25 protein-coding genes and 1 pseudogene are annotated in these 23,066 nt (G+C 58.8%); 14 read left to right on the plus strand and 12 right to left on the minus strand.

Annotation, left to right across the window (positions count from 1 at the left end; genetic code table 11):
- Nucleotides 1-32: 32 nt before the first annotated feature.
- On the minus strand, nt 33-629 hold the full coding sequence (tmk, locus tag ACN2TU_RS10940) for a dTMP kinase (protein WP_435155306.1): 597 nt from the start codon (nt 627-629) through the stop codon (nt 33-35).
- A gap of 83 nt (nt 630-712) precedes the next feature.
- Between tmk and ACN2TU_RS10945 the strand changes: the two genes are divergently transcribed.
- The 4 genes from ACN2TU_RS10945 (at nt 713) to cofC (ending at nt 3,259) form a co-directional block, all read left to right on the plus strand.
- The gene (locus ACN2TU_RS10945; protein ID WP_435155308.1) at nt 713-1,597 is read left to right on the plus strand and encodes a complex I NDUFA9 subunit family protein; all 885 of its coding nucleotides are present in this window, start codon (nt 713-715) and stop codon (nt 1,595-1,597) included.
- Nucleotides 1,598-1,658: 61 nt separating this feature from the next.
- Entirely contained in the window at nt 1,659-2,123 is a 465-nt protein-coding gene (locus ACN2TU_RS10950; protein ID WP_435155309.1) for a hypothetical protein, read from the plus strand.
- An 86-nt stretch (nt 2,124-2,209) separates the two neighbouring features.
- Nucleotides 2,210-2,584, plus strand: a complete 375-nt coding sequence (locus ACN2TU_RS10955) for an Ig-like domain-containing protein (RefSeq protein ID WP_435155310.1) — start codon at nt 2,210-2,212, stop codon at nt 2,582-2,584.
- Between the two features lie 42 nt (nt 2,585-2,626).
- Nucleotides 2,627-3,259, plus strand: coding sequence for a 2-phospho-L-lactate guanylyltransferase (cofC, locus tag ACN2TU_RS10960; protein ID WP_435155313.1), 633 nt, complete (start codon nt 2,627-2,629; stop codon nt 3,257-3,259).
- 8 nt (nt 3,260-3,267) lie between these two features.
- On the opposite strand, the gene ACN2TU_RS10965 is transcribed toward cofC, so the two are convergent.
- Nucleotides 3,268-3,990: a S24/S26 family peptidase gene (locus tag ACN2TU_RS10965; RefSeq protein ID WP_435155315.1), complete on the minus strand. Its 723-nt coding sequence runs from the start codon at nt 3,988-3,990 to the stop codon at nt 3,268-3,270.
- 483 nt (nt 3,991-4,473) lie between these two features.
- On the opposite strand from ACN2TU_RS10965, the gene cofG reads away from it, so the two are divergent.
- From cofG to ACN2TU_RS10985, 4 genes and pseudogenes are all read left to right on the plus strand, one after another.
- Nucleotides 4,474-5,574, plus strand: a complete 1,101-nt coding sequence (cofG, locus tag ACN2TU_RS10970) for a 7,8-didemethyl-8-hydroxy-5-deazariboflavin synthase subunit CofG (RefSeq protein WP_435155317.1) — start codon at nt 4,474-4,476, stop codon at nt 5,572-5,574.
- A gap of 253 nt (nt 5,575-5,827) precedes the next feature.
- Nucleotides 5,828-6,898 (plus strand): response regulator, encoded by a 1,071-nt coding sequence (locus ACN2TU_RS10975; RefSeq protein ID WP_435155318.1) that lies wholly within the window; start codon nt 5,828-5,830, stop codon nt 6,896-6,898.
- Nucleotides 6,895-7,362: pseudogene (locus ACN2TU_RS10980) on the plus strand (GAF domain-containing protein); the annotation flags it as partial. The gene ACN2TU_RS10975 and the pseudogene ACN2TU_RS10980, both read left to right, overlap by 4 nt.
- A 316-nt stretch (nt 7,363-7,678) precedes the next feature.
- The gene (locus ACN2TU_RS10985; RefSeq protein ID WP_435156172.1) at nt 7,679-8,041 is read left to right on the plus strand and encodes a sensor histidine kinase; all 363 of its coding nucleotides are present in this window, start codon (nt 7,679-7,681) and stop codon (nt 8,039-8,041) included.
- Here the strand turns inward: ACN2TU_RS10985 and cofH are convergent.
- Nucleotides 8,034-9,383 carry a 7,8-didemethyl-8-hydroxy-5-deazariboflavin synthase subunit CofH gene (gene cofH, locus ACN2TU_RS10990; RefSeq protein WP_435155320.1) on the minus strand — a complete coding sequence of 450 codons (1,350 nt, stop codon included), beginning with the start codon at nt 9,381-9,383 and terminating at the stop codon, nt 8,034-8,036. The two genes, ACN2TU_RS10985 and cofH, sit on opposite strands and share 8 nt — an antisense overlap.
- A 145-nt stretch (nt 9,384-9,528) precedes the next feature.
- Here cofH and ACN2TU_RS10995 point away from each other — a divergent pair, with 145 nt between their 5' ends.
- Nucleotides 9,529-10,548 carry a phosphoribosylaminoimidazolesuccinocarboxamide synthase gene (locus tag ACN2TU_RS10995; protein WP_435155322.1) on the plus strand — a complete coding sequence of 340 codons (1,020 nt, stop codon included), beginning with the start codon at nt 9,529-9,531 and terminating at the stop codon, nt 10,546-10,548.
- A 221-nt stretch (nt 10,549-10,769) separates the two neighbouring features.
- Here the strand turns inward: ACN2TU_RS10995 and lwrS are convergent, their stop codons facing one another.
- The 5 genes from lwrS to ACN2TU_RS11020 form a co-directional block, all read right to left on the minus strand.
- Complete coding sequence (gene lwrS, locus ACN2TU_RS11000) at nt 10,770-11,141, minus strand: LWR-salt protein (RefSeq protein ID WP_435155323.1); 372 nt, start codon at nt 11,139-11,141, stop codon at nt 10,770-10,772.
- On the minus strand, nt 11,141-11,416 hold the full coding sequence (locus ACN2TU_RS11005) for a 4a-hydroxytetrahydrobiopterin dehydratase (protein WP_435155325.1): 276 nt from the start codon (nt 11,414-11,416) through the stop codon (nt 11,141-11,143). The genes lwrS and ACN2TU_RS11005 overlap by 1 nt, the downstream gene beginning before the upstream one ends.
- 100 nt (nt 11,417-11,516) lie before the next feature.
- The gene (gene hemA, locus ACN2TU_RS11010; RefSeq protein WP_435155327.1) at nt 11,517-12,815 is read right to left on the minus strand and encodes a glutamyl-tRNA reductase; all 1,299 of its coding nucleotides are present in this window, start codon (nt 12,813-12,815) and stop codon (nt 11,517-11,519) included.
- A 146-nt stretch (nt 12,816-12,961) separates the two neighbouring features.
- Nucleotides 12,962-13,363, minus strand: a complete 402-nt coding sequence (locus tag ACN2TU_RS11015) for a DUF5778 family protein (RefSeq protein ID WP_435155329.1) — start codon at nt 13,361-13,363, stop codon at nt 12,962-12,964.
- A 135-nt stretch (nt 13,364-13,498) separates the two neighbouring features.
- Nucleotides 13,499-13,693, minus strand: a complete 195-nt coding sequence (locus ACN2TU_RS11020; RefSeq protein WP_435155330.1) for a cold-shock protein — start codon at nt 13,691-13,693, stop codon at nt 13,499-13,501.
- A gap of 135 nt (nt 13,694-13,828) precedes the next feature.
- Between ACN2TU_RS11020 and uppS the strand changes: the two genes are divergently transcribed.
- The 3 genes from uppS (at nt 13,829) to ACN2TU_RS11035 (ending at nt 16,562) form a co-directional block, all read left to right on the plus strand.
- The gene (gene uppS, locus ACN2TU_RS11025) at nt 13,829-14,749 is read left to right on the plus strand and encodes a polyprenyl diphosphate synthase (RefSeq protein WP_435155332.1); all 921 of its coding nucleotides are present in this window, start codon (nt 13,829-13,831) and stop codon (nt 14,747-14,749) included.
- Between the two features lie 325 nt (nt 14,750-15,074).
- A complete protein-coding gene (locus tag ACN2TU_RS11030; protein ID WP_435155334.1) occupies nt 15,075-15,947 on the plus strand; it encodes an NAD+ synthase in 873 nt (290 codons plus the stop codon).
- A gap of 66 nt (nt 15,948-16,013) precedes the next feature.
- Nucleotides 16,014-16,562, plus strand: coding sequence for a GNAT family N-acetyltransferase (locus tag ACN2TU_RS11035; RefSeq protein ID WP_435155336.1), 549 nt, complete (start codon nt 16,014-16,016; stop codon nt 16,560-16,562).
- A gap of 32 nt (nt 16,563-16,594) precedes the next feature.
- Here the strand turns inward: ACN2TU_RS11035 and ACN2TU_RS11040 are convergent, their stop codons facing one another.
- Both ACN2TU_RS11040 and ACN2TU_RS11045 read right to left on the minus strand, forming a co-directional pair.
- Nucleotides 16,595-17,875, minus strand: a complete 1,281-nt coding sequence (locus tag ACN2TU_RS11040; RefSeq protein WP_435155338.1) for a right-handed parallel beta-helix repeat-containing protein — start codon at nt 17,873-17,875, stop codon at nt 16,595-16,597.
- 331 nt (nt 17,876-18,206) lie between these two features.
- Nucleotides 18,207-18,815 carry an undecaprenyl diphosphate synthase family protein gene (locus tag ACN2TU_RS11045; protein ID WP_435155340.1) on the minus strand — a complete coding sequence of 203 codons (609 nt, stop codon included), beginning with the start codon at nt 18,813-18,815 and terminating at the stop codon, nt 18,207-18,209.
- Between the two features lie 87 nt (nt 18,816-18,902).
- Between ACN2TU_RS11045 and ACN2TU_RS11050 the strand changes: the two genes are divergently transcribed.
- Nucleotides 18,903-20,219, plus strand: a complete 1,317-nt coding sequence (locus tag ACN2TU_RS11050) for a DUF92 domain-containing protein (protein ID WP_435155341.1) — start codon at nt 18,903-18,905, stop codon at nt 20,217-20,219.
- Complete coding sequence (locus ACN2TU_RS11055; RefSeq protein ID WP_435155342.1) at nt 20,216-20,632, plus strand: GNAT family N-acetyltransferase; 417 nt, start codon at nt 20,216-20,218, stop codon at nt 20,630-20,632. The genes ACN2TU_RS11050 and ACN2TU_RS11055 overlap by 4 nt, the downstream gene beginning before the upstream one ends.
- Here the strand turns inward: ACN2TU_RS11055 and dnaG are convergent.
- Nucleotides 20,629-22,032: a DNA primase DnaG gene (gene dnaG / locus ACN2TU_RS11060; protein WP_435155343.1), complete on the minus strand. Its 1,404-nt coding sequence runs from the start codon at nt 22,030-22,032 to the stop codon at nt 20,629-20,631. The two genes, ACN2TU_RS11055 and dnaG, sit on opposite strands and share 4 nt — an antisense overlap.
- 178 nt (nt 22,033-22,210) lie before the next feature.
- Complete coding sequence (locus ACN2TU_RS11065; RefSeq protein WP_435155345.1) at nt 22,211-22,942, minus strand: sugar phosphate isomerase/epimerase family protein; 732 nt, start codon at nt 22,940-22,942, stop codon at nt 22,211-22,213.
- Between the last annotated feature and the right edge of the window lie 124 nt (nt 22,943-23,066).

Raw genomic sequence — 23,066 nt, forward strand, 5'->3', positions numbered from 1 at the left:
ACGACCATCCTCTTTTCACACCCCGTCCAGTTTCACTGCTCGTTCGTGTCACTCGTGATTCGCTCGATGGTCGAGACGACGCTATCGATGACCGCTTCAGGCGATTGGGTCGCATCGACGCGGACGAAACGACCCGGTTCGCTGTCCATCAGTCGCTCGTAGTTTGACTGCACTTGCGCGAGGAATCCAGCCTGTTCGAACTTGTTCGTCGCGCCGCTTCGCGCCGCCCCGGTTTCCGGGTCAACGTCGAGATAAATAGTGCAGTCCGGCGGACGGGTCCACGGCTTGTGGACGCCGACGATATACTCCATGGGCCGGGTGACGTGGCCGTCCAAGGCAACCGCTTGGTAGGCGTAGCGAGAGTCCGAGTATCGGTCGGAGATGACGAGTTTGTCGTCGTCAAGCGCGGGCCGAACGGTGTTTGCGAGGTGATCTGCGTGGTCTGCGGTGTACAGAAACAGTTCGGCGATGGAGTCGGCATCGTCATCGTTGATGGACCGATTGACAGCCTCGCCGTACCACGAATTCGTCGGTTCATGGGTGAACACCGAATCGGGAAATTCCTCGTGGAGAACCTCCCAGACGGTCGTTTTTCCGCTCCCGTCCAGTCCCTCCAGCGTTATCAGCATATCCGGACGTTCGGGTTGGGAGGTAAAACGTTCGGGGTTTCGTGGCAGATAGCTTTACCAACAATCGAGTACATATCTGTACTATGAAGGTTCTCGTAGCCGGCGGTACCGGCTTCATCGGACGAAACCTCGTCCGTGAACTCCACGACAACGGACACGAGGTGACGGTACTTGCTCGAAATCCAAACGAGACCGATTTCCCAGAAGGTGTCGAACGAGCGATGGGGGACGTAACAGCATTCGCGTCCATCGAGAGCGCGTTCGAAAACCAAGACGCAGTCGTGAATCTTGTCGCGCTCTCGCCACTGTTCAAACCACCGCGAGGGGTGACGCACATGAGCGTCCACCTCGGTGGAACTCAGAACATTGTCCAGGCGGCGGAAGAACACGGAATCGAGAAAATCGTTCAGATGAGTGCCCTCGGTGCAGACCCAACTGGCTCGACTGAGTACATCCGAGCGAAGGGACAGGCAGAGGAACTCGTGAAAAATTCCGAGCTTCGGTGGACGATTTTCCGCCCGTCGGTCGTCTTCGGCGACGGGAGCGAGTTCCTCTCGTTCACCAAGAAACTCACGCCGCCGTACCTTGCACCGCTTCCCGGTGGCGGAAAAACGAGATTTCAACCGATTTGGATCGGTGACCTCGGGCCGATGCTCGCCGATGGAGTGGACGACTCGCACGACGGCGAAATCTACGAAATCGGTGGCCCGGAAATACTGACGCTGGCAGACGTGGCGAAACTCGTTCGGCAGGCGGAGGGACAACCAGTCACAGTCATTTCGGTGCCGATGGCGCTTGCGGGTGCTGGGTTGAAAATCGGCGGAACGATACCCGGCGTTCCGATGGGTGGAGACCAGTATCGGTCGTTGAAGTTCGACAACACGGTCAGGAAGAACGACGCGGCAGCGTTCGGTGTCGAAACCGACTCGCTGACGACACTGGGGGAGTACCTCGGCGTCGAAAATTGACCACGCTGGAGTCGGCCGCGATTGAGCGCGCACGGCCCTGACAATAGCGAGCAAGGCAGTCGTGAAGGTGTCCGGCACGGTTCCGGAAATCGAGAACTTCACGTACGAACCCCAACAGGCGTTCACGTTCGCCACGCTGAGCCAGACCCGAGAGGGCGGCAACAGCGACGAGATCAAGTCGTGGTTCGCGAACTACCACACCGAAGAGAGCAAGGAAGCGCGGGACGCAATCGTCGGCGCACAGCAGGCGATTGACGAGGCACCGAGCGGTGCGAACACGGAAGATGCCGAGGGACGCATCGAGAATGCCATCTCCGCCTACGAGGCGGGTAACTTCGGCAACGCGGTCGACATCGCCGGAAAGGCCACAAACAGTGCCAATTCGGCGTCCGAAGAGGCAAACAAGTCGGCGCAGACGAACAAACTGCTGATGTACGGCGGTGTCGCAATCGTCGGCCTCGCAGTCGTCGGCGGTGCTGGGGTCTGGTACCGTTCCCAGCAGCAGAACACGAACCGACTGCGGTAACGCGACAATCGTTTTTTGACGGCGTTTTTCGCACAAAAGAATTAGTTCGTTGACAATCAGTTACCGCTATGAATCGGAGAACGGTCATGTCTCTAATCGGTAATGCAGTGACTGGAGGCTGTTTGGGAAGGCTTCGGTCGAGCGATGGAACTGATGAAAACGTCGTCGGAGTAAGAATCAACAATCTGTTCGACAAACCGAGAACTGTCGAAATAGAAATCAAGCCACTCGGAGAAACGACCGCCGGCGAGCGCAGTTACAGTGATTCATTCGACATCGGGGCAAGTTCGGATGTTCAAAAGAAAAACATCCTCCCTGCCGGGGATTACAGCGTCACTGTTCGAGTTCAGAACGGGGACACGAAAACCGAGAAATGGCATATGGGCGGCAGTGAAACCAACAAAATCATCATAGATATCGGCGAGGGTGGAATCGTGGTTCAGGCCGCACGCCACGAATAAGTTTTCGCAACCTCTTAACACGACAACCGACAACCTTTGGCCATGCAGGTGGTGGTACCGTTCTCCGTGACTGACCCGAAAACGCGACTGGCCGACACCCTCGGCCCCGACGAGCGCCGGAAATTCTCGATGGCGATGCTCGAAGACGTGCTTTCGTCGATTCGCGCGACGGGGTACGAACCGAAAGTGCTCACCACCAGTCGAATCGACGTTGATGCGCCCCTCATGGTCGATTCGCGACCGCTGACGCCCGCCGTGAACGACGTACTCGCCGCGGACGAAGCCACCGCAATCGTAATGGCCGACCTCGCGCTGGCGACGCCGGGAGTGCTGGAACGACTCTTTTCGACGGCCGGCGACGTGGTGCTCGCACCGGGTCGCGGCGGCGGGACGAACGCCCTCGTGTCCCGCCATTCCGAGTTCCGCGTGGATTACCACGGAACCTCCTATCTCGACCATCGTCGAAATGCGCAGGACGTGGGAGCCTCCACTGCGGAAATGGATTCTCACCGACTGGCGACCGACGTGGACGAATCGAGTGACCTCGCGGAAGTGCTGATACACTGCGACGGCTCGGCCAGCGACTGGCTTCGAGAGGCTGGCTTCTCACTCTCAGTGACGGACGGACGAGTCGAAGCGAATCGTGAACGGCGAATCGAAGGGCAAGAGCGGTAGGTCGAACACTACGCCGAACTGGCTAGCGGAGCGATGGTCGAATTCGCTTCCAGGCGTGGTTCGAGTTCCAGTAGTTCCGATGGGGTTGCCGCGGCGAACTGGAGTCGAACGTGTCCAAGCCACGGAGTTCGGAGTTTCGCCTTACCGACGACCCACGACGGTTTGACGGGGGTGCTGTTCGCACCGAACCCGACTTGGTCGTAGCCAGCGTTGTTGTCTCCCTTCGTGATGAATCCGGAATGCGGTGCCGGGCAGTTGGCTAACTGCTCGCAGTTTTCCGCTGTTCCCACGTAGTCGGAGTTTGCCTTACCGTACCAGTTCTCGCCCTCCTCCACCCAGAGCATCGCGCGGTGGATAATCGGCGTCTCTCGTCCGTTACCGGCCGGCTTGAAGATTATCACGTCACCGGGATTGTTGAACTCGAAGTAGCCGGACTGTTTTCCGGCGCGGTAGGTCACGACCCCCGTATTTGCGTGCGCACCATCGCCCGCGAATCGGTGTTCTTCCATCACGAAGATGAGGTCGCCGCGGTACATCTGCGGTTCCATACTGCCGCTTTCGACGGCGACCATCGGTGGCCAGACGCCGCTTATCGCGAAGAGAAGGAGTCCGATTCCGACCGCCCACATCGCCGTCGTGAGTAGGTCGCGAACGATGGCGACCGGTTCGTCCTCGGTCGTTCTGAACCAGTGAAATAGTTCGGCCGGGCTGGCGTCGTCTGGGGGAGACATTCGTTATTTTGTTTTGAAATTTAGATGGCTTGAAGATTTGGATTCGAGAGACGTGGGAGACTAGATTGGATGGAAGTAGCTCGTGAAAGAGCCATCCTCGAGAAGAATTTCCGAACAGCCGTACCTGGGCAGAATCTGTGATGAGCACTCCAGAATTGGTCTCGGGTTCTCGCTAGGTAGTCCCGACAACAAATGACCGCTACCGCCCTCGCAATGGGCCACATACCTCCCCAGCCGACTCCCTCGTTTCACTCAGTCGTCCCTCGCACGCTTCGCCCCGAGCCTCCGGGCGATGTGCCCTCCGACTCGGGCCAGCGCGCGCCACGTGGAAAACCGAGTATCGCGCGAATTTTCGCAAATCCTGTGGCGCGTGCGTCAGCTGGATTCAGGGGATGGAGAGCATGACAAATGGGCATCACGAACGTATCGCCCGAGATTCCGACTTCCAAACGAACTTTTACCCACCCATCCAACAACCAGCCAATGATTCCGGGGGCCGACGAGTACGACATCGACATCACGTTCGACGACGCCGAAATCGACCGACTGCTCGCAGTCACCCCGGAGGACGTAGCGCCCGTAGAATCCCTTACCTACGCGAAGAACGTCTTCATCCCGCTCACGACGGCCTGCCGGTACACCTGCACCTACTGCACCTACTTCGACCCGCCGGGAGAAGCGTCACTGCTCTCGGCCGAGGAAGTCCGCGACATCGTCAAGATGGGTGCGGACGCAGGCTGTACTGAAGCCCTGTTCACCTTCGGCGACGACCCCGACGACCGCTACACGAAGGTCAACGACCAACTCGCGGAGTGGGGCCACGACTCCATCCATTCGTATCTCCGCGAGATGTGCGAACTCGCGCTGGAAGAGGGGTTGCTCCCTCACTCGAATCCGGGCGACCAGACGCGAGAGCAGATGGAACTCGTCGCGGACGTGAACGCCAGTATGGGTGTGATGCTAGAGACGACGGCCGACGTGTCGGCCCACGCTGGCCCGCGCCGGAAGAGTCCGGGCCAACGACTCGCCACGATTCGAACGGCGGGCGAATTGGACGTTCCGTTCACGACTGGCCTGCTCGTCGGCATCGGCGAGGACTGGCGCGATAGAGCAAAAAGCCTACTTGCGATTCGAGAACTCCACGAGCGATACGGACACATCCAGGAGGTCATCATCCAGAACGTCGTGCCGAACGAGCGGTCGCGGTTCGAACAACCCGCCGTCGAAACGATGCGGCGGGTCGTGGCGATGGCTCGGGTGATCCTCCCCGACGAGATTTCCGTGCAAGTACCGCCGAACCTTTCACCGACACGCGAACTGCTCGACTGCGGTGTGGACGATTTGGGCGGCGTTTCGCCGGTGACGGACGACTACATCAATCCCGACTATGCGTGGCCCGCACTGCGGGAGTTAGAAGACATCGCGACGGAAGGCGGGGTACCGCTGCGCGAACGGCTCCCCGTCTACCAGCGGTTTTTCGACGAGGACGAGTGGACATCCGACCGAATTCGTCGAGCTATCGACGCCGACGACGAGGCGGGCGAGCGGTACCGAAGCGTACTCGCCAAAACGATTACACGCTAGTCAGCGCAGACGTGCGAATTCGATGGTGTAACTGCTGTCCAATTTTTAGCGAGTTGCGAAGCTTCGAACGGACACATCTCCGGCATCCGAGCGTCGAGGAGGAGAGTACGCAACGATCATCGAAAAACGAATCTGAGCGGTTGTACGACGGTTCTTTTCGTGTGTGAACATCGTTCACGTGGGTTGTAATCACAGTGATTTTATCCTCCGCTTTACACAGATGTAACCAGCTGAGTATGGACGACAGGATAGGGTGTTACTTGTCGATGACGACGCGGACGTTGCCGACTTGACGGCGACGTATCTGGAGCGGGTGAGTGATCGGATCACCGCCGTTCGAAAGGGGAGTCCCGCCGAGGGGTTGACGGCGATACGTGAAAAATCGATAGACTGTGTCGTCAGCGATTACGATATGCCGGGGACGAACGGGTTGGAGTTTCTCGAGTCGGTTCGTGTCGTCGAGTCGGATCTTCCGTTCATCCTCTTCACCGGGAAGGGAAGCGAGGAAATCGCCAGCGAGGCGATTTCGGCCGGGGTCACCGACTACCTTCAGAAAATCAGTGGCTCCGAACAGTACGAGATGTTGGCAAACCGAATCGAGAACGCCGTTGCACAACATCGGGCCGAGGCGGAAGCGAACGAGGCGAATCGCCGGATGCTCAGAATGTTTCAGCGCATTACGGACGTCTTTTTCGCCATCAACAACGATTGGGAGATAACCTACATCAACCAGCGCGCAGCGGAGTTTCTCGGCTATTCGCAGGCTGAACTCATCGACCGAGACCTGCGTGAACTCTTTCCCGAGAAGGGCGGCGAGCGACTGAACGACGCCTATCGACGGACGTTCGATGAACAGGAACCGGTGACGTTCGAATCCGATTCCGTGTTCCGTCCCGGACGGTGGGTCGAAGGGAGAATTTATCCGGCTGAAGACGGCCTCTCGGTGTACTTTCAGGACATTACCGAGCGCAAGGAGATGGAAGCCGAACTTCGAGAGACGAAAGGGAAAATCGAAGACCTTCACGACGTCGCAGTTCGGGTCGTTTCCTGCACGAGCGGCGACGAGATTTACGACCTCGCCATCGAGGCCGCCGAAGACATCCTCGAATTCGACATCTGTACCGCCGACGCCGTCGAGAATGGACTGTTCGTCCCCAAAGCTATGTCGACGAAATCGCCGACGAACGGCTACTACGAGGGAACACCGGTCGATGCGGAGCGAAATCTCGCGGCGGAAACCGCGCGAGACCGTACTTCTGGCTCATCGACGACCTCCACGAGACAGGCTATGCCCCCGCCGAGGCGACGTACCGATCATCGGTGAGTATCCCAATCGGCGACGTTGGGGTGTTTCAAGCCGTTTCGAAGGAAGACGGAGGATTCGACGAGGATGACCTCGAACTCGCCGAACTGCTCGTCACACACATCACACAGGCATTGAAGCGGGTTCAATCGGAAGCGGAACTCCGGGCGGAAACCGACCGTTTTGCCGCCCTCTTCGACAACATTCCGAACGCCACGGCGAGCTACGTTTTTGACGGCGACGAACCGGTCGTTCGTGACGTGAACCCCGGGTTCGAAGAGGTGTTCGGATGGGACGAAGACACCATCGTCGATCAGCCGCTGGACGATTTTCTCGTCCCGTCAGGCAACGAGATCGAGGCGCAGGAAATAAACGAGCGTGTCAGAGAAGGTATTCGAATCGAGGGCGAAGAAATCGGCAGACGAACCGAGGACGGCGTTCGGGATTTCCTGCTCCACACGGCCCCCGTGCAGGTCGATGAGAGCAACGAAGGATTCACCATTTACACCGATATCACGGTACAGAAACAGCGCGAGCAAAAACTCGAACGGCAGAACGAGCGACTGGACGAGTTCGCAAGCGTCATCTCACACGACCTGCGAAATCCCCCTCAACGTCGCCACCGGACGACTCGAACTCCTCGAAGAAGCGGTCGGCAGTCCTCACATCCTGCCGATTCGGCGAGCACTCGACCGGATGGAGTCGCTAATCGAAGACGTGCTCGCGCTGGCCCAACAAGGAAAGATAGTGAGCGAGACGGAACCGGTTTCGCTGACGAGGGTCGTCAGGAGCGCATGGGCGATGGTTTCGACGGAAACGGCCGAACTCCGTTTAGACGACTCGCTGGCCGTCGTAGATGCCGACGACGGACAACTGTGCGAACTGCTCGAAAACCTCTTCCGAAACGCAATCGAACACGCTGGTTCGGACGTGACGGTTACCGTCGGCCCGCTCGAAGACGAGGACGGCTTTTACATCGCCGACGACGGCCCGGGCATTTCGGCGGCCGAGCGCGAGTCGGTCTTCGAGCACGGCTATTCGACGACGGACGGGGGAACGGGATTCGGACTCGCAATCGTCCAAAGTGTCACGGAAGCACACGGATGGGGAATCCGTGCCATGGAGTCCGATACGACCGGAGTGCGGTTCGAAATCCTCACTTGAGAAGCGGCGTTCCGTCGGCACACGGCCCGAGCGTCGGGCCGAACGGAGCATCGTCGGGGTCGATAGCTCGAATCTGACGATAGTCGGTCGAACGCTCTGCGGGCGTTCGACCGATTGCGTGTATCATCTCGACGTACTCCTCGAACGAGCGGAATTCACCGAACTCGCCGCCCGCCCGTTTCGTGATTTCCTCGGAGAGGATAGTTCCCATGAAGTCGTTTGCGCCACAGGAGAGCATCTTTAACCCCTGTGCGTCGCCGTACTTCACCCACGACGATTGGATGTTCTCAACGTTGTCCAGAAAGAGCCGCGAGACTGCAATCATCAGTTCGTCCTCGTGCGTGGTCGCGCCGGCATCGACCATGCCGCGTTCGTAGAGCGGGGTGTTTCGGTGGACGAACGACAGCGGAACGAACTCCGTTATCGTGCCGGTTCGGTCTTGGAGGTCGCGAACACGCTCCAAATGCATCACACGGTGCATCTCGTTTTCGACGTGGCCGTACATGATGGTCGCCGTCATGTCGAGGCCGACGGACGCCGCAGCCTCCATCGACTCTATCCACTCGTTCGTGTCGATTTTTCCAGGGCAGATGACGCGCCGAACTTCGTCCACCAGAATCTCGGCGGCGGTGCCGGGAACGCTCGCCAGTCCGGCGGATTGCAGTTTCTTAAACACCGCTTCGTACCCCCACTCCGTCCCACGTCGGGCGTGATAGGCTTCCTCCGGCGTCATCGAGTGGACGTGGATTCCGGGAAGGTTCATCGCGCGGAGATGTTCGACGTAGGTTTTCGGGTCGATTTCGTACGCGTCGGGCGATTTGTAGTTCAGGTCACCGCGGTCACTGGCTTCGAGAATTTCACGGTGTTCGTCGTCCAGCGTGAGTCCGGGGTGGAGTCCGCTGACAGAAGTTACCTCGTAGATACCGCGTTCGCGGGCGTCCGCGACGAGCTCGCGGGATTCTTCCGGCATTTTCGTGAATCCACCGTGTTCGTCCGCACCGACTTCGAAGTTCTGTGCCGTATTCTTGAAATTGCAGAACAGACAGCCAGTGTTGCAAGCGGTCGTGACGTTGTTGTTCAGGTTGGCGACAAAGGTGACACGGTCACCGACGACCTCCGCTCTGCGCCGATCTGCGGCTTCAAGCACCTGTTCTTTTCTGCTGATGTCGATGCCAGGCGAATCGGTGCCGGTCGTCAGCAGTTCGACGCCGTCCGCAACCGTCAGGCGTTCGCCGTTTCGCGCCCGTTCGAGCGCGTTCTCGAACGACTGGTCAGTTTCGGGGACGTGTTCGAAACCGAACTGGTCTCGGGGAATGTTGCTTTCCGCGCGCACGTTGGCCATACCCACTTCATCTAGTTCGACCGTGAAAAAGCGGTGGGTCACGGCAGAGCTCATCGCACGAGTGTGTATATCTTTCGGCCACTCGTCGATACATTTCAGCACGAGGATGGAAACTTCTTAGTCGGGGGGCGGCAGACCACACACCATGACGAGTGTGAAGGAGTTCCGGGTCGAGCGCGAACCGACGCCGGACTCCCTCGGACGCGGCTCGTTCGTCTTTACTGACGACTACTCGGTGTTCGACTGGGGCAAGATGCCCGACGAAATCGCGGACAAAGGCGCGAGCCTCTGCACCATGGGGGCGTTCAACTTCGAACTGCTGGAAGATGCTGGGATTCCGACGCACTACCGGGGTGTCGTCTCGGATGGCGAGGTCGTTTCGCTGTCCGATGCGACTTCCCCGCCGACCGAGATGGCAATCGACCTTACGCAGGTTCCGAATCTGCCACGAGACGGTCGGAACTACGACTATGACCTGTTCCACAGCGGGGCAGACGACAACTACCTCATCCCGCTCGAAATCGTCTTTCGAAACAGCGTTCCGATCGGGTCGAGCCTCCGACGCCGCACCGAACCCGAAGACCACGGCCTCGACTTTCCGAAGTGGCCGGATGGCGCGGTGCAACTCGAAGAGCCAATCGTCGAGTTTTCCACCAAATACGAGGAGGAAGACCGTTACCTCTCACGAGGGGAAGCCGACGAAATCGCGGGAAAGGCGAGCGTCGATGAACTCGAAGACCTCGCCCACGAGGTGAACGAAATCATCACCCAACGGGCCGCCGAGGCCGACCTCGTTCACGAAGATGGGAAAATCGAGTGTCTCTACTACGACGGCGAGATTCGAGTCGGGGACGTGGTGGGAACCTTCGACGAAAACCGATTTACATTCTACGGGCAGCAGGTAAGCAAGGAGTTCATTCGCCAGTACCACAAGCGCGAGCAGGCAGAATGGGTCGATGCGGTCTACGCCGCCAAAGAAAGCGCGAAAGAGCAAGGTATCGCGGACTGGAAATCGCTCTGCGAAGTCGAACCGGAACCGCTCCCCGAAAACGTGCTGTCTGCGGCCCGCAACCTCTACACCGCTGGAGCGAACGCCTATGTCGGCCGCGAGTTCTTCGACGCTCCGGAAATCGAAGACGCCGTGATGGCTATCAAGGACTTGTAGAACGGTTCGCAAGCAGGTTTGGAGGAGACGGACGTAGGAGTTGTTTTTGCTGTTGTGAGGAGTGGGGATGTAAGCTGCGATTTCCGTAGAAGGATTTTCGAAGGAGCGACGAGTGAGTACGTGATTTGGAGTCGGGAATTGTAATCACGAAAATGAGACATCAACCGTCTGAGAACACGGCTTGACTACAATCCCCGAAAAACTCCAATCCTCAGCCCACGCTAGTACTCCACTTCAACCGAGCTTCCAAGATATTTCGAAATCACCTCGGAAACGGAGTCCGTCTTGAACTCGGTCAAGTTCGCGCCGATTTCGTCTTTCAGGGCGTCGTAGTACTCCTCGTCGGTCTCGAAGGCTCGGTAGTCCACGCTCGTCACCGGGACGCCGAGTGCGTCGCTCGTCAAGTCGCGGAAATACCCCTCGTCGCCGATGTCACCGCGCCAGAGGTTGTCGCGAAAGAAGAGCCAACCGTCTTCGCCCGGCAGGTCGGCACGCCGCGACAGTCGCGTTTCGAACTCCTGTGGTTCGAGCGAGAGACCCGAAACGGTCGGGTCGAGGCGGAACCGAACCGCGAAGACGTAGCGCGCGTCCATCAGCGCACGTCGTCGAACCGTTCCGCCATCTCCACATCCTTGTCCGTAATCCCACCTGCTTCGTGGCTGGTCAGGCGAACTTCTACCTCCTTGTAACCGATAATGATTTCGGGGTGGTGGAACTCCTCTTCCGATATCTCACCGATTTCGGAGGCGAACGCGACACCCTTGAGATAATCGTCGAACTCGTAGTTTCGGACGATTTCGTCATCCTCGCGTTCCCACCCGTTCGGCATTCGAGTCTGAATCTCGTCGTCGGAAAGCAGGTTTGCCATGCAAGGACGAACACGTGGAAATAAGATAAAAGCGTTTGCCGTCTCTGTGGTATGTTTTTCTCGTTACAGCCGAGATAAGACCGTGGCCGATTCGAGTCGCTCAGTCGTCCGCGGCCGATTCGAGTCGTTCAGCAACGAACTCGGGGGGTTCGTCGGCGGATTCGGGATTAAACAGTTGGAGTGCGGTGTTGATGGTCGTCCAATCGTCGTTCGCCGCCGCGTCGCGCAGACTCTTGGTCGGAGGCGCGAGCAGTTGTGAAACCAGCGCGTCCGCCATCGACTCCACGATTGCCTCCTGGTCGTCGTCCAATCCGTGCGCGTCGAGTCGGGCGAGCGCGGTTTGGAGCTCGCGTTCTTTCACCCGTTCCGCACCTTCGTACATCGCCGCGATTGCTTCGTCCGCGCGCTTTCGCTTGTACTGTTCGAGCAGGTTCTCGAACTCGCGATCGACCATCGTTTCTACCGATTCGGCGGCGGCCCGGCGTCTGCTTCGGGTCTCGTCCGTCACGGATTCAAGCGCGGCCATGTCGTGAACCCGTACGCCGTCAAGCGCGGCAGCCGCGGGCGAAACGTCTCGTGGTTGGGCGATATCCACGACCAACGTCTCGCCGCAGTCCGCGAGGAGGTCGGCGTCGAGGACGTGGCCATCGCTTCCAGTCGCCGTGACGATCACGTCCGAGCGCGGGAGACAGGCCGGAAGCGCCGTCAGCCCAACCGCTCTGACATCCGTGAGGCTGACCTCCTCTGCGACCGTTTCTGCGCGCTCGACCGAGCGGTTGGCGATGATGAGCGTCTCGATTTCGGCATCGGCCAGTGCGTGCGCAGCGATGGTTCCCATTTCACCTGCACCGACGACGAGCGCGGTTGCTCCGTCGAGGTCGCGCTGTTCGTCCGCGAGTGCCACCGCGGCACTGCCAACGGAAACGACGCCCTCGTTGATTGCCGTCTCCGTGCGAGCGCGCTCCCCGACGTGAATCGCTTTCATCAGTGCCTCTTCGAGCATCGGCCCGATAGCGCCGATAGCTCGCGCGGATTTGTACGATTCGCGCACCTGGCCGATTATCTGACCTTCTCCGAGGATGATGGATTCCAGCCCTGCCGTGACGCGGAGAAGGTGGCGAAGGCTTGCTTCGTGCCCCATCGTTACGACAGCGTGGTCATCCACGTCGGGTGCGAACTCCGTGAGGACGGCCCTTCCGGCCGAGGGTGTGTCGGTGACGATGTACGCCTCGAAGCGGTTGCATGTTTGAAGTGCGAACGCCTCCGCGACACAGGGTTCCTCGGCGAGTCGAGCGACGGTTTCCTGCTGGTCGGCATGACAAGCTGTCGCAACATCGTCAAGACTCGCTCGGTCGTGGGAGACCCGCACGCCCGAGATAACGCCGCCACTCCTTGTCACGGTGTTTGCCTCCGGGGAATAGAGAATATCCAGTTCATACGGAACGCTCCCAATGTTTGTATCAGTGGGTTAGAATGGGCCATATGTAAATGCTTCTGACTTGCGTCCGATTTGCCTCTACCGCATCGAACCGATTCGCGGTACATTCATCCTTCGACGCCGGTAACTTCGAATCCGAGGTCGCGGACGCAATCCAAAATTCCCTGCTGGTCGGCACTCGCTTCATAATAAAACACGACGTCGAACGTTCCATTACGAAGCAACTGCTGGCACTCCCAGACGAACTCCTCGCCGTCGAGCGTCAGCCCTTGATGCTGATTCGAGGCGAAATCCGTGTCGTCGGTACCGGAGTAGACGTAGGTGTCCTTCGGGTCGAGGCCCGCGTTTTTCGCGATAACGTCGCCGATATCCACACACGCTTGGTGCATCTCGATATCCTCGTCGCTTCCGAGGTCGGTGTGGACGATGGCTCCGTTGAGTTCTATCTCGCCCGGTTCGAGGAGTTGTTTCGTGCGTCGATAGAGGTCGTCGTCGATGACGCTGTCCATATCCGAGGATACGCGGCAGGCGTTATACGACCTACGGTTACGGTCGTCGCTCGGGAGTACAGACGACGCTCAAAAATCGTAGTTTTCGCGCGGCAGTGTGACCTCCCGCGAGAAGTAATCGCTACCGATTCGGTCTTACAGACGCGTGACGTTGGTCGCTCGTGGACCTTTGTCAGCCTGCTCGATGTCGAATTCGACTTCTTGGCCCTCTTCGAGGTCTGGGCCGCCGACGTCTTCCATGTGGAAGAACACGTCTTCGTCTTCGTCTTCTGTTTCAATAAATCCGTAACCACCGGTCTCGTTGAAGAAGTCAACCGTACCTTTCGCCATTGCATTCTACCAAAGTAAGCCCATAGTTAAAAAGGTATGCAACTGCTCTGCGTAAATGAAATATATCTAACAGAAATGTGGGAAAACCGTAGGACAAGGCTGATACCGGTCGGGCGAGTGAGAACGAGCAAGACGATGTTGACGCGGGTTCGGCGACAGTTGGAGACAGCCTACGAACGACACTTACGGCGGAGTATCTCGGGCGCGCCCACCCACGTCGCCGTCATTCAGGACGGAAACCGACGCTACGCTACGAAACAGGGCGCGGAGGCCTCCGACGGCCACCGCGAAGGCGCGAAAACGACTGAGCGCGTGCTCGATTGGTGTGAAGATATCGGCGTCGAGGAGCTGACGCTGTACACATTTTCGACCGAAAATTTCGATCGTCCGAAAGACCAACGCGAATCCCTGTTCGACCTGTTGGAGGACAAACTGTACGAGTTCGCCGACGCGGAGCGCGTCCATGACAGCGGCGTCTGCATTCGCGCAATCGGCGACGTATCGGAACTTCCCCCACGCGTTCGCGAAGCGATCGATTACGCCGAGGGGCAAACCCACGAGTACGACAACTTCGTCCTCAACATCGCGTTGGCCTACGGCGGCAGGAACGAACTCCTCGGCGCGGCCCGCGACGTGGCCCGCGAAGTCGAAACGGGCGACCTCGTTCCGGACAATATCAGCGTCGAAACCATCGAATCGCGGCTCTACGACCGCCCCCTTCGCGACGTAGACCTCATAATCCGAACCGGCGGCGACGAGCGAACCAGCAACTTCCTCCCGTGGCACGCCAACGGCAACGAGGCCGCCGTCTTCTTCTGTACACCCTACTGGCCCGAGTTCTCGAAAATCGACTTCCTCCGGGCAGTGCGAACGTACGAATCCCGCGAGCAATCCTTCCATCAGGCAAAAGTCCAACGCGCGCTGGCGCTCGTTCGGGCGGTGGGTGGTGTGGAACTTGACGAAGCGCGCACGATTATCCGGAAGTTCCGTGAGTACGTACCGGATGGGGTGTCGATGGAGGAGTTGGAAAGCGGGGACGAGCGGACGGTGGATTGAGTTTTTTGCTGCGGTTTTTGACGTTCCCTCGTCTGTGACCGGGAACCTAGTCAGGAGGACGGTGAACGGCTTGGGGAGTCCACCGTGGCCATCAACAGCGACCGTTTCGGCGACGTGTTTCAGTCCTTAAACACCTTAGTCCACCTATTTGAATGCGATTTGTTCAACGACTAGCGTTATATAGTTGGTTATCATCTCGTAATTCGTCGAAAATGAAGACAAACACAATTAAAATCTATAGAATAGTGCCCAATTGTGCAATAGATCGCGTGCAGAGTTCCTATCTCAGTACAACCACATTTCGTCATGGAATAGAGGCCCACGGATGACTGCTATCGCCATTCCTCCCGCGGAGATACGCACCGGTGACGACGACATCGAAATCGTCCACCAACAGGTCGTCCTCTTTATCGAGGAGTACGTGCGACAATCCGACGCGGAGGGTGTTATCGTTCCGATGAGTGGCGGAATCGATTCCACGCTAACGGCGTACCTTGCGGTCGAAGCACTTGGCCCCGACCGCGTTGCTGGCCTCCTGCTCCCAGGTAACCTCTGCGGTGAAGAGAGCAACAACGAAGCGCGGATACTCGCCGAAGCACTCGGTATCGAACGGTGTGAAATCGATCTCCAGCCATTGCTCCATTGCTTTACGGAAACCGTTGTCAGTCAGTTCGACGATGGTCGGTTCGACGACGGTACGTTTCGGGCGCTCGGAAACGCCCTCTCCCGTCTTCGTATGACTTGTGCGTACTACGAGGCGAACGTCACATCCCGACTCGTGGTCGGGACGAGCAACCGGTCGGAACTGCTCCTCGGCTATTTCACGAAGCACGGTGACGGCGGTGCCGATCTCTTACCGCTGGGTGACCTGTACAAAACGGAAGTCAGAGCGCTTGCTCGCCGCATTGGAATCCCCCGTCGAGTCGTCGAAAAACCAGCGACAGCTGAGTTGTGGGCCGGTCAAACCGACCGAGAAGAACTCGGTGCAGCCTATGAGTTCATCGATACGATCCTTCACTACTCGATAGATCGGAGTTATCGAGCGGAAACGATAGCAAGCGAACTCGACGTGACGATCGAAACCGTGTGGGACATCGTTCACTGGCATCTCGATACGCATCACAAGCGACGACTCCCCGCCGTGCCCGACGCTGGTTTTGCCCGCCATAGTCGATTCACATCGAACAGAGAGCGGTGAAATCGGCATGCACTGGATGCACAATCGATCCGAAACGGTTCCACCGGAAACGGAGCGGGTCATCGTATGAGTTCGCGTCATCTCGAAGCGGTTCGTAGCGTGGTTTCTCGCTTCAGCTCCAGCAACAGGGAGGAATCTTTGATTCCACCGTTCTCGTTCACGGATGCGGAAGACCGAGAGATTCAGCTGCTACCGTATACGGACGAGCTGTTCGAATCGTTGGTTACGTTGTACGCGACGTTCGACCCATCCGCCCGCGCACAGGGGACGCCACCGCTCGGCGAATCGGCGATTCGGAAGTGGTTGACGACCGTGCTCGATGGGGTTTCCGTCGTCGCGTTGCACGGCGACCGTCTCGTCGGGCACGTGATGTTCGTTCCGGATGGTATCGGTCGGCACGAACTGGCGATGTTCGTCCATCAGGAGTATCAACGAGGAGGAATCGGCTCGAAACTGCTCCGAACTGGCCTCAACCACGCGAAAGAACGGGGACTCTCGAAGGTCTGGCTAACCGTCGAATCGTGGAACGGTGGGGCACAGAGATTGTACACCAGCGTCGGCTTCGTCACCGACAATCCGCTCGGCACCACTTATCGGATGTCACAGTATCTGTGAGGAGGTGTCGTCCGTTACGAAAACGGGCGACTCTAATCAATATCGACGTTCCGCAGTATCGGCATCGGGCCGGACGCGACGATTGGGGTGCCACTCACCCGGAGACGAGCGTCACGGATTTCCGTTCGTTTCCCGCTTTTGATGGTGATTCCGTCCCGGGTTCCTATGTTGTGGGTGATGGAGAGGTTTTCAAATCTACAGCCATCCCGTCCGGCGAGCAGAACGGCAGTTCCATCCGGAGCCGTGCCGTAAATCGAAATATTGTCACAGATAACCTGATGGTTCGATGGAAGGCGTTGCATGCTTGGCATCGTTTCGGGGTCGTATTCGGTGGTCGGCACGCGAATGTTGATGGCCGGGACGCTGCGGTTCGTCTGAATCGTCGTGTTCGTGATTTTCGCAGTTCCGAACTGTGTTTCCACGACAATACCGCCCGAACTGTACGTTCCGGTCAAGTCCGTAATCTCGATGGTACAGTTATCGACGACCGCGTTCGTCCCTTCCTCCAACCAAATTCCACGCATGTTCGGTTTCGATTCCGGGCTCTGCGGATCATCCATTCGGACGGTCGCGTTTTCCACGCGTGCGCCGTTCGTTCCGCCGCCGATTCGTATCTGGTCGATACCGTTGTTCGCGTATGTCCCGCCGCTGATTAACAGTGGGCCGGAATGCGGGGACGCATAGAGTCCCTCGGCCCAGTGTTCGATATGACAATCGACGAATTGCAGCGACCCTTCGCCGGTGTGTGTGAAAATCGCGTTTCCGTTCAGCGACCCGCCCCGCATGTGAACTCGCTCGACGAGCAGTGACGCGGAGGGGTTTGGAACTTCGAGTTCGAGACCGCTGCGGGGGTAGGCGCCACGGCTTCCTTTGAACCTGAGGTTCCGGAGAACGTTGTTCCGCCCGGTAACCGAGAAGGCGACGACGGGAGCGGCAGTAGGCGTCGTGTAATCGAAGGTGAACCCATCGAACAGGAGATCGCGAACCGGTTCCCCGTAAATCCAGTTTCCCCGTTCCGACGGCGGCACGAGCAACGTGGCATCGTTTCCCACGAATCCGCAGTTCGACCGTCCGGAAACGTCGAGGGTCGAGAGTCGATAGGTTCCCGGCGGGAAGTAGAGCAGCGTCCCATCTCCCATCGTTTCGTTCACGACTGCGTCCGCTGCTTCGGCTCCCGTCCTATCCACGTCCGTTTGACCAAGGTCTACAACTCGTTCGAATCGGTTGCGATAGGGGGCGAGAACGGACTCCTTGCTCGGTTCGGACGTCTCGCCACAGCCCGCAACTGTCGTCGCGAGCGCAACACCGGCCACTCGGAGATACGTCCGTCTGGTAGTCCTGCCACTCGGTGCCCCCATCCCAGTCAGTATGACCGTCGTCTTCTATTTGAGAATGGGGGATATAACAGGTGCAACTGTAGTTGTCGAAACTATAAGCGAACCCTTCCATGTCGGAACCGAATGCCGTGCACTAGAAGTCCGATCCTACCGACCGAATCGTTAACAATGATTCTCGTGATGTAAACCGAACAAACGGTCGAAATGGCGGCTCATCCGAGTCTCCTACCACCCGTCTCAGTTCGTTACCGTAGCGATCGTTACGGGTCAAAAATCGGCAATTCGTGTTCTGGCGCACGTCATCCACTCATCGCCCGAATCGCCGCTGTCGATTCTTGAAATCCAAAATCGCTCGCAGATAGTCTCGCTGTCGGAAATCGCGCCAATTCACGTCGGTAAAGTACAGCTCCGAGTACACTGACTGCCAAATCATGAAATCCGACAGCCGTTCCGCGCCGGTTTTTATGACGAGGTCGGGGTCAGTCGGAAACACCAATCTCGATTCGATTGCCGACTCGTCGATGTCGTCCGCGGACACGTCACCCGATTCCACGTCCTCGGCGACCGCACGTACCGCCTCCGCGAATTCGCTCTTGCCACCGAGTCCGATGCTCACCTGAATCGGGGCGTCGGCGGGCGTGAGGTCGTCGGGACCACGCACCGCGATTTCTCGCGGTGCGCGGACGTTCTCCAGTTCGCGCTGGAGGGTCGGTACCGCGCCGGAGTCCAACACGCTCACGTACACGGTGACGCGTTCCGCGCCGTAGTCGAACGCCCAGTCGAAGAAAGATTCGAGCGTTTCGTATGCACCCTGTTCCAGCAGGTCGCGTTCGGTGATGACGACGGCGATGTGGCTCGGCGCGTCGGCCACGTGTCGTCGGACGCGTGTCGTGAGGTACCGGTCGTAAAGTCCCACTGGCGCGGAGTTACCGCTATCGAATCTTAAACGTCACGCCATGCGCCGTTCGGGAAGATTAAGTGTTCGTCCTCGAAAATTCACACCGTGACCACGAGCATACGACGGGCGGCGGCGTTCGCGGGTGTCGGGACGTTAGCCCTCGTTGGGTCGGTGCTGGTGGCGGGCGTGGCCGCACTGTTCGCCGCGATCGGTGCGCTTGCGCTCGTCGTCGATGAGGGGGTCGTGTTCGACCTGTTCGCACGCCCCAGCGACCGCAGTGAAGGGAGACTTCGGGGCCTCGCCGCATTCTCCTTTGCGACCGCAGGGCTCGCCATGCTCGTCATCGTCGTCGATCTTCCGACGCGCGTGTTCGCCGCCGCAGTCTGTCTGCTCGTCTATGGGAACCTCGTTGAGCAAGTCGCTCGGTCGTGGAACAACACCGCTATCACCGCGACAGCAGGCTTTACCGTCGGTGGGTTCGTGGCGGCATTTGCCGCGCAAATCGTCGTTCTGAGCGTCAACGATATGCCCATCGATTCGATGATTCCAATCCTCATCTTCCTCTCCGCCAGCGGCGCGCTGTTGGCGGGTTTACTTCGCTCCGTGTTGTTCGAACGCGACGATCCGCTGGTGATGTTCTCCGTGGCACTCCTCCTATGGCTGTTCGCCGACCTCACGGTAACGGTGACACCGACCGAAGTCGCGATAGCAATCGCCGTCACGGTCGGCTTCGGCTATCTTTCGTGGATGCTCGACGCCGCTTCGGTGACGGGCATGCTTACCGGCGTTCTGCTCGCACTCCTCACCATCGTGCTCGGCGGCTACCCGTGGTTCGCGGTCCTCATCTCCTTTTTTGCGCTGGGGGCGCTGTCCACGAAGTTCCGCTACGAACAGAAGCGGGAGAACGGCGTCGCGGAAGCCAACGAGGGTGCACGCGGGGGTGGGAACGTCCTCGGCAACGCCGCCGTCGCGCTGTTCGCGGTGCTGGCCTTTGCCGCAAGCGACCGCCTCCCGGTCGCCAGTACCGTCTTCCTCTTCGCGTTTGCGGGCAGTATCGCAACCGCGATGAGCGACACCCTCTCCAGCGAAATCGGCGGCGTATTCGACAAGCCGCGACTCATCACCACGCTCGAACGCGTCGAACCGGGCACCGATGGCGGCGTCACCTGGCAGGGCGAACTGGCCGGTGCCCTCGGTGCAATCGTCGTCGCAGTCATCGCCGTCGTGCTGTTCGGGTCGATTGGCACGCTTGGTGGTGTCGTCATCGCGCTGGCCGGTGTCGGCGGTATGACCGTCGATAGTCTGTTGGGTGCGACCATCGAAGGCGAGAAAATCGGTAATCAGAGCGTCAACTTCCTCGCGACACTCGCTGGAGCGCTCTTGGGTGCTGGACTCTCGCTCGTGGTGGGACTTCCAGCGTGATTCGATCGGCGACCGCCGACGAACTTGCTCGTCTCCAAACGCTTCGGACATGGCTTCCCGAACCAACGCCGGAACTATTGGAAACCGCCCTTTCAGGGGCAGGGGTGGTTTTTGTTTCCACCGCGAAAGGACGGCCGGTCGGCTACGTTCTCATACTCATCAGTGATGATGCCTACCTCGCGGAACTCGTCGTTGAGCCGATACATCGACGGGAGGGACGGGCGACGAGACTGGTGAAAACCGCGATTATGACGGCGCAAGAAAACGGCTGTGAAACCATCTCGCTCGCTGTTCACGAGGAAAACGAGTCGGCACAGACGCTGTACGAATCACAGGGGTTCGAGTTGTGGCGGGAGGAACCGGACTACTACGCCGATGGCAAACGCGCATTCGTGTTCGGGAAAAATATCTAAAGCCGGTTCGCCGTGAGGATACGAACCGTCGTCGGTTTCTTCACGAACTCGCCCTCGTCGCGGGCGACGATCTGTTCGACGCCGCGCTGGGCTGAAACGTCGAGGATTCGCTGGCTGAGCGTTCCATCGAACACGACGGCGTGCGGGACGGACTCAGCGTTCTCGATGGCGTCGAACGTCTCGTTGGCGGGCGCTTCCGCGAGGATCGAAAATTCGTCGTCCAACAGTCTCGCGGTCTCGGATTCGCCGTCGATGACCGCTTGAGCGTGGCTTCGAAGCGTCTGTGGTTCGCGTTCCGGTGTATCAGTTTCGTCATCGGACTGCTCCGATTCGTCCTCGACTGCGGCCGAGCAGTCTTCGCTCGCCGCCGATTCGATATTTTCGACGGGAGCATTCTCAACCTCGATCGTTCCGGCATCGACTTGCTCTTCGGCGACCCCATCGTCCGAGGAATCGATGGCGTCCGCGCCGGTTTCGACTTCAGCATCGGATGCGGTTCCGATTGAGGGCTCGATGGGACGGTCGGTGTCCGTGTCGCCGTTTTCCGGTGCAGGAAGCGTACTGCCGTCGGTTGCGGCGGCGAACTGTGTATCGTCGCGTTCGAATCGGTCGAGCGGGCGTTTCTTCCGGAGGGCGGACATCACCTCATCGCGGGACAGATCTTCGACCGACTTCCCGGACGGAGCGACAGCGACGTAGTCGATGTCACCGACCTGTTCGAGTTCCTTGAGGATGAGGTCGCCGCCGCGGTCGGCGTCGAGAAATGCGGTCGTCGTGCGCTCTTGTGTGAGGTTAGCGACGACATCGGGGACGTTCGTTCCCTCTACCGCGATGGCGTTTTTCACGCCGTATCGGAGAAGGGTCAGCACGTCCGCGCGACCTTCGACGACGATGATGGCGTCGGTGTTCGTGACGTTCGGCCCGGCTGGGAAGCCTTCGTACTCCGTGATATCCTCGACGCGGATGCTCTGGCGAACCTCCGCCAGAATCTCCTGACTGGTCATTACGTCGTCGTCGAACGACGACGACAGGAGTTCCTTTGCGCGGTCGACGACTTCTCTCCGTTTTGCGGTTCGAACGTCTTCGACGTTGGCGATGCTGACGCTCGCGCGACACGGGCCGACGCGCTCGATAGTTTCGAGCGATGCCGCGAGAATCGCCGTTTCGACTTTGTCGAGACTGCTGGCGATGGTGACGGTGCCGAACGATTGGCCGTGTTCGCTCTCGACGCGCACGTCGATACGGCCGACCTTCGAGGACTGCTGGAGGTCTCGTAAATCGAGGTCGTCGCCCAGCAGTCCCTCAGTTTGTCCGAAGATTGCGCCGACGACGTCACTCCGCTCTACCACCCCGTCGGCGGTAATATCTGCGTGAATGAGGTATTTCGCTGTGTCGTCCATGAGTGATGAACTGCCCCTGTGAAGGGCGTGATTGTGATGCGTCCATGAGCGGTGCCATGGATACGTCTCATTTTCGCGCTTGAACGCTGAAATAGCTGTCGTCACCAGCGCTCTCTCCCGCGATTTTGCGTCAATTTTTGCGTAAAATCAGAGTGAAATACAGACAGTTAAATGGAACTTATGAACGGTACTCCAGCTTCGCCATTCGTTTCGAACCATGAACAAGAGACGCTTCCGGGTCGTCCGGGTCGTCGTGTTCGTAGACTATCCAGTCGCTCCCGACTCGACGGGCGGCGTTCGCACAGGCCTCCAGATCCACATCACCGTCACCGAGTTCGACCGGTATACCAGCGGCGGTGTCTTTCAGATGAACCAGTGGGACGCGCCCGGCGAGGGTGTCGAGAAGTGAAATCGGGTCACGACCCGCCGCGACGACCCATCCAACGTCGAGTTCGATGTCCACGTCCGATTCCGCGATGAGGATGTCGAATCCCGTCCCGTCGCCGATATCGGTGAATTCGTGGTCGTGATTGTGATAACTGAGCGTCGCACCGTGTGCTTCGACGCGTTCCGCGAGGGCGTCCAGTCGGTGTGCAGTTTCGGTCGCCGCCGCCTCGCTGTCGAAGTTTGATTCGTCGAGATACGGGACGACGAGTCTGGTACAGCCCACTTCCTGGTACGCTTTCACCACGGCCTCCGTGTTCGCTTCGAGTTCCTCGATGGGGACGTGTGCCCCAGCAACGTCGAGTTCGGTTTCATCGAGCGCGTCTGCCACGTCCGCGGGGGTTGCATCGCCAAACCCCGCGAACTCTACGCCGTCGAACTCGGTTTCACCGACACGAGCGAGCAGGTCGGGAAGCGGCACGTCCAGATCGCGGAGCGTGTACAACTGAATCGCAGTGCGCATCATGGTGTTCGTGGAACTCCCACGGTTTTAGCCGTTGTTCCCGGTGAACGACATCGAGACCACGAACACGGCCCGTATTTGAAGACAAATTTTCTTCGAATAGGTGGTTCGAAAACGTTTGGCAAAT

The organism is Haladaptatus marinus (assembly GCF_051194195.1).

Bases quoted from the DNA above. Each gene is read 5' to 3' on its own strand.
- tmk (WP_435155306.1), bottom strand. From the start codon at position 629: ATGCTGATAACGCTGGAGGGACTGGACGGGAGCGGAAAAACGACCGTC.
- ACN2TU_RS10945 (WP_435155308.1), top strand. From the start codon at position 713: ATGAAGGTTCTCGTAGCCGGCGGTACCGGCTTCATCGGACGAAACCTC.
- ACN2TU_RS10955 (WP_435155310.1), top strand. From the start codon at position 2,210: ATGTCTCTAATCGGTAATGCAGTGACTGGAGGCTGTTTGGGAAGGCTT.
- cofC (WP_435155313.1), top strand. From the start codon at position 2,627: ATGCAGGTGGTGGTACCGTTCTCCGTGACTGACCCGAAAACGCGACTG.
- ACN2TU_RS10965 (WP_435155315.1), bottom strand. From the start codon at position 3,990: ATGTCTCCCCCAGACGACGCCAGCCCGGCCGAACTATTTCACTGGTTC.
- cofG (WP_435155317.1), top strand. From the start codon at position 4,474: ATGATTCCGGGGGCCGACGAGTACGACATCGACATCACGTTCGACGAC.
- ACN2TU_RS10985 (WP_435156172.1), top strand. From the start codon at position 7,679: ATGGTTTCGACGGAAACGGCCGAACTCCGTTTAGACGACTCGCTGGCC.
- cofH (WP_435155320.1), bottom strand. From the start codon at position 9,383: ATGGCCAACGTGCGCGCGGAAAGCAACATTCCCCGAGACCAGTTCGGT.
- ACN2TU_RS10995 (WP_435155322.1), top strand. From the start codon at position 9,529: ATGACGAGTGTGAAGGAGTTCCGGGTCGAGCGCGAACCGACGCCGGAC.
- lwrS (WP_435155323.1), bottom strand. From the start codon at position 11,141: ATGGACGCGCGCTACGTCTTCGCGGTTCGGTTCCGCCTCGACCCGACC.
- ACN2TU_RS11005 (WP_435155325.1), bottom strand. From the start codon at position 11,416: ATGGCAAACCTGCTTTCCGACGACGAGATTCAGACTCGAATGCCGAAC.
- ACN2TU_RS11015 (WP_435155329.1), bottom strand. From the start codon at position 13,363: ATGGACAGCGTCATCGACGACGACCTCTATCGACGCACGAAACAACTC.
- ACN2TU_RS11020 (WP_435155330.1), bottom strand. From the start codon at position 13,693: ATGGCGAAAGGTACGGTTGACTTCTTCAACGAGACCGGTGGTTACGGA.
- uppS (WP_435155332.1), top strand. From the start codon at position 13,829: ATGTTGACGCGGGTTCGGCGACAGTTGGAGACAGCCTACGAACGACAC.
- ACN2TU_RS11030 (WP_435155334.1), top strand. From the start codon at position 15,075: ATGACTGCTATCGCCATTCCTCCCGCGGAGATACGCACCGGTGACGAC.
- ACN2TU_RS11035 (WP_435155336.1), top strand. From the start codon at position 16,014: ATGAGTTCGCGTCATCTCGAAGCGGTTCGTAGCGTGGTTTCTCGCTTC.
- dnaG (WP_435155343.1), bottom strand. From the start codon at position 22,032: ATGGACGACACAGCGAAATACCTCATTCACGCAGATATTACCGCCGAC.
- ACN2TU_RS11065 (WP_435155345.1), bottom strand. From the start codon at position 22,942: ATGATGCGCACTGCGATTCAGTTGTACACGCTCCGCGATCTGGACGTG.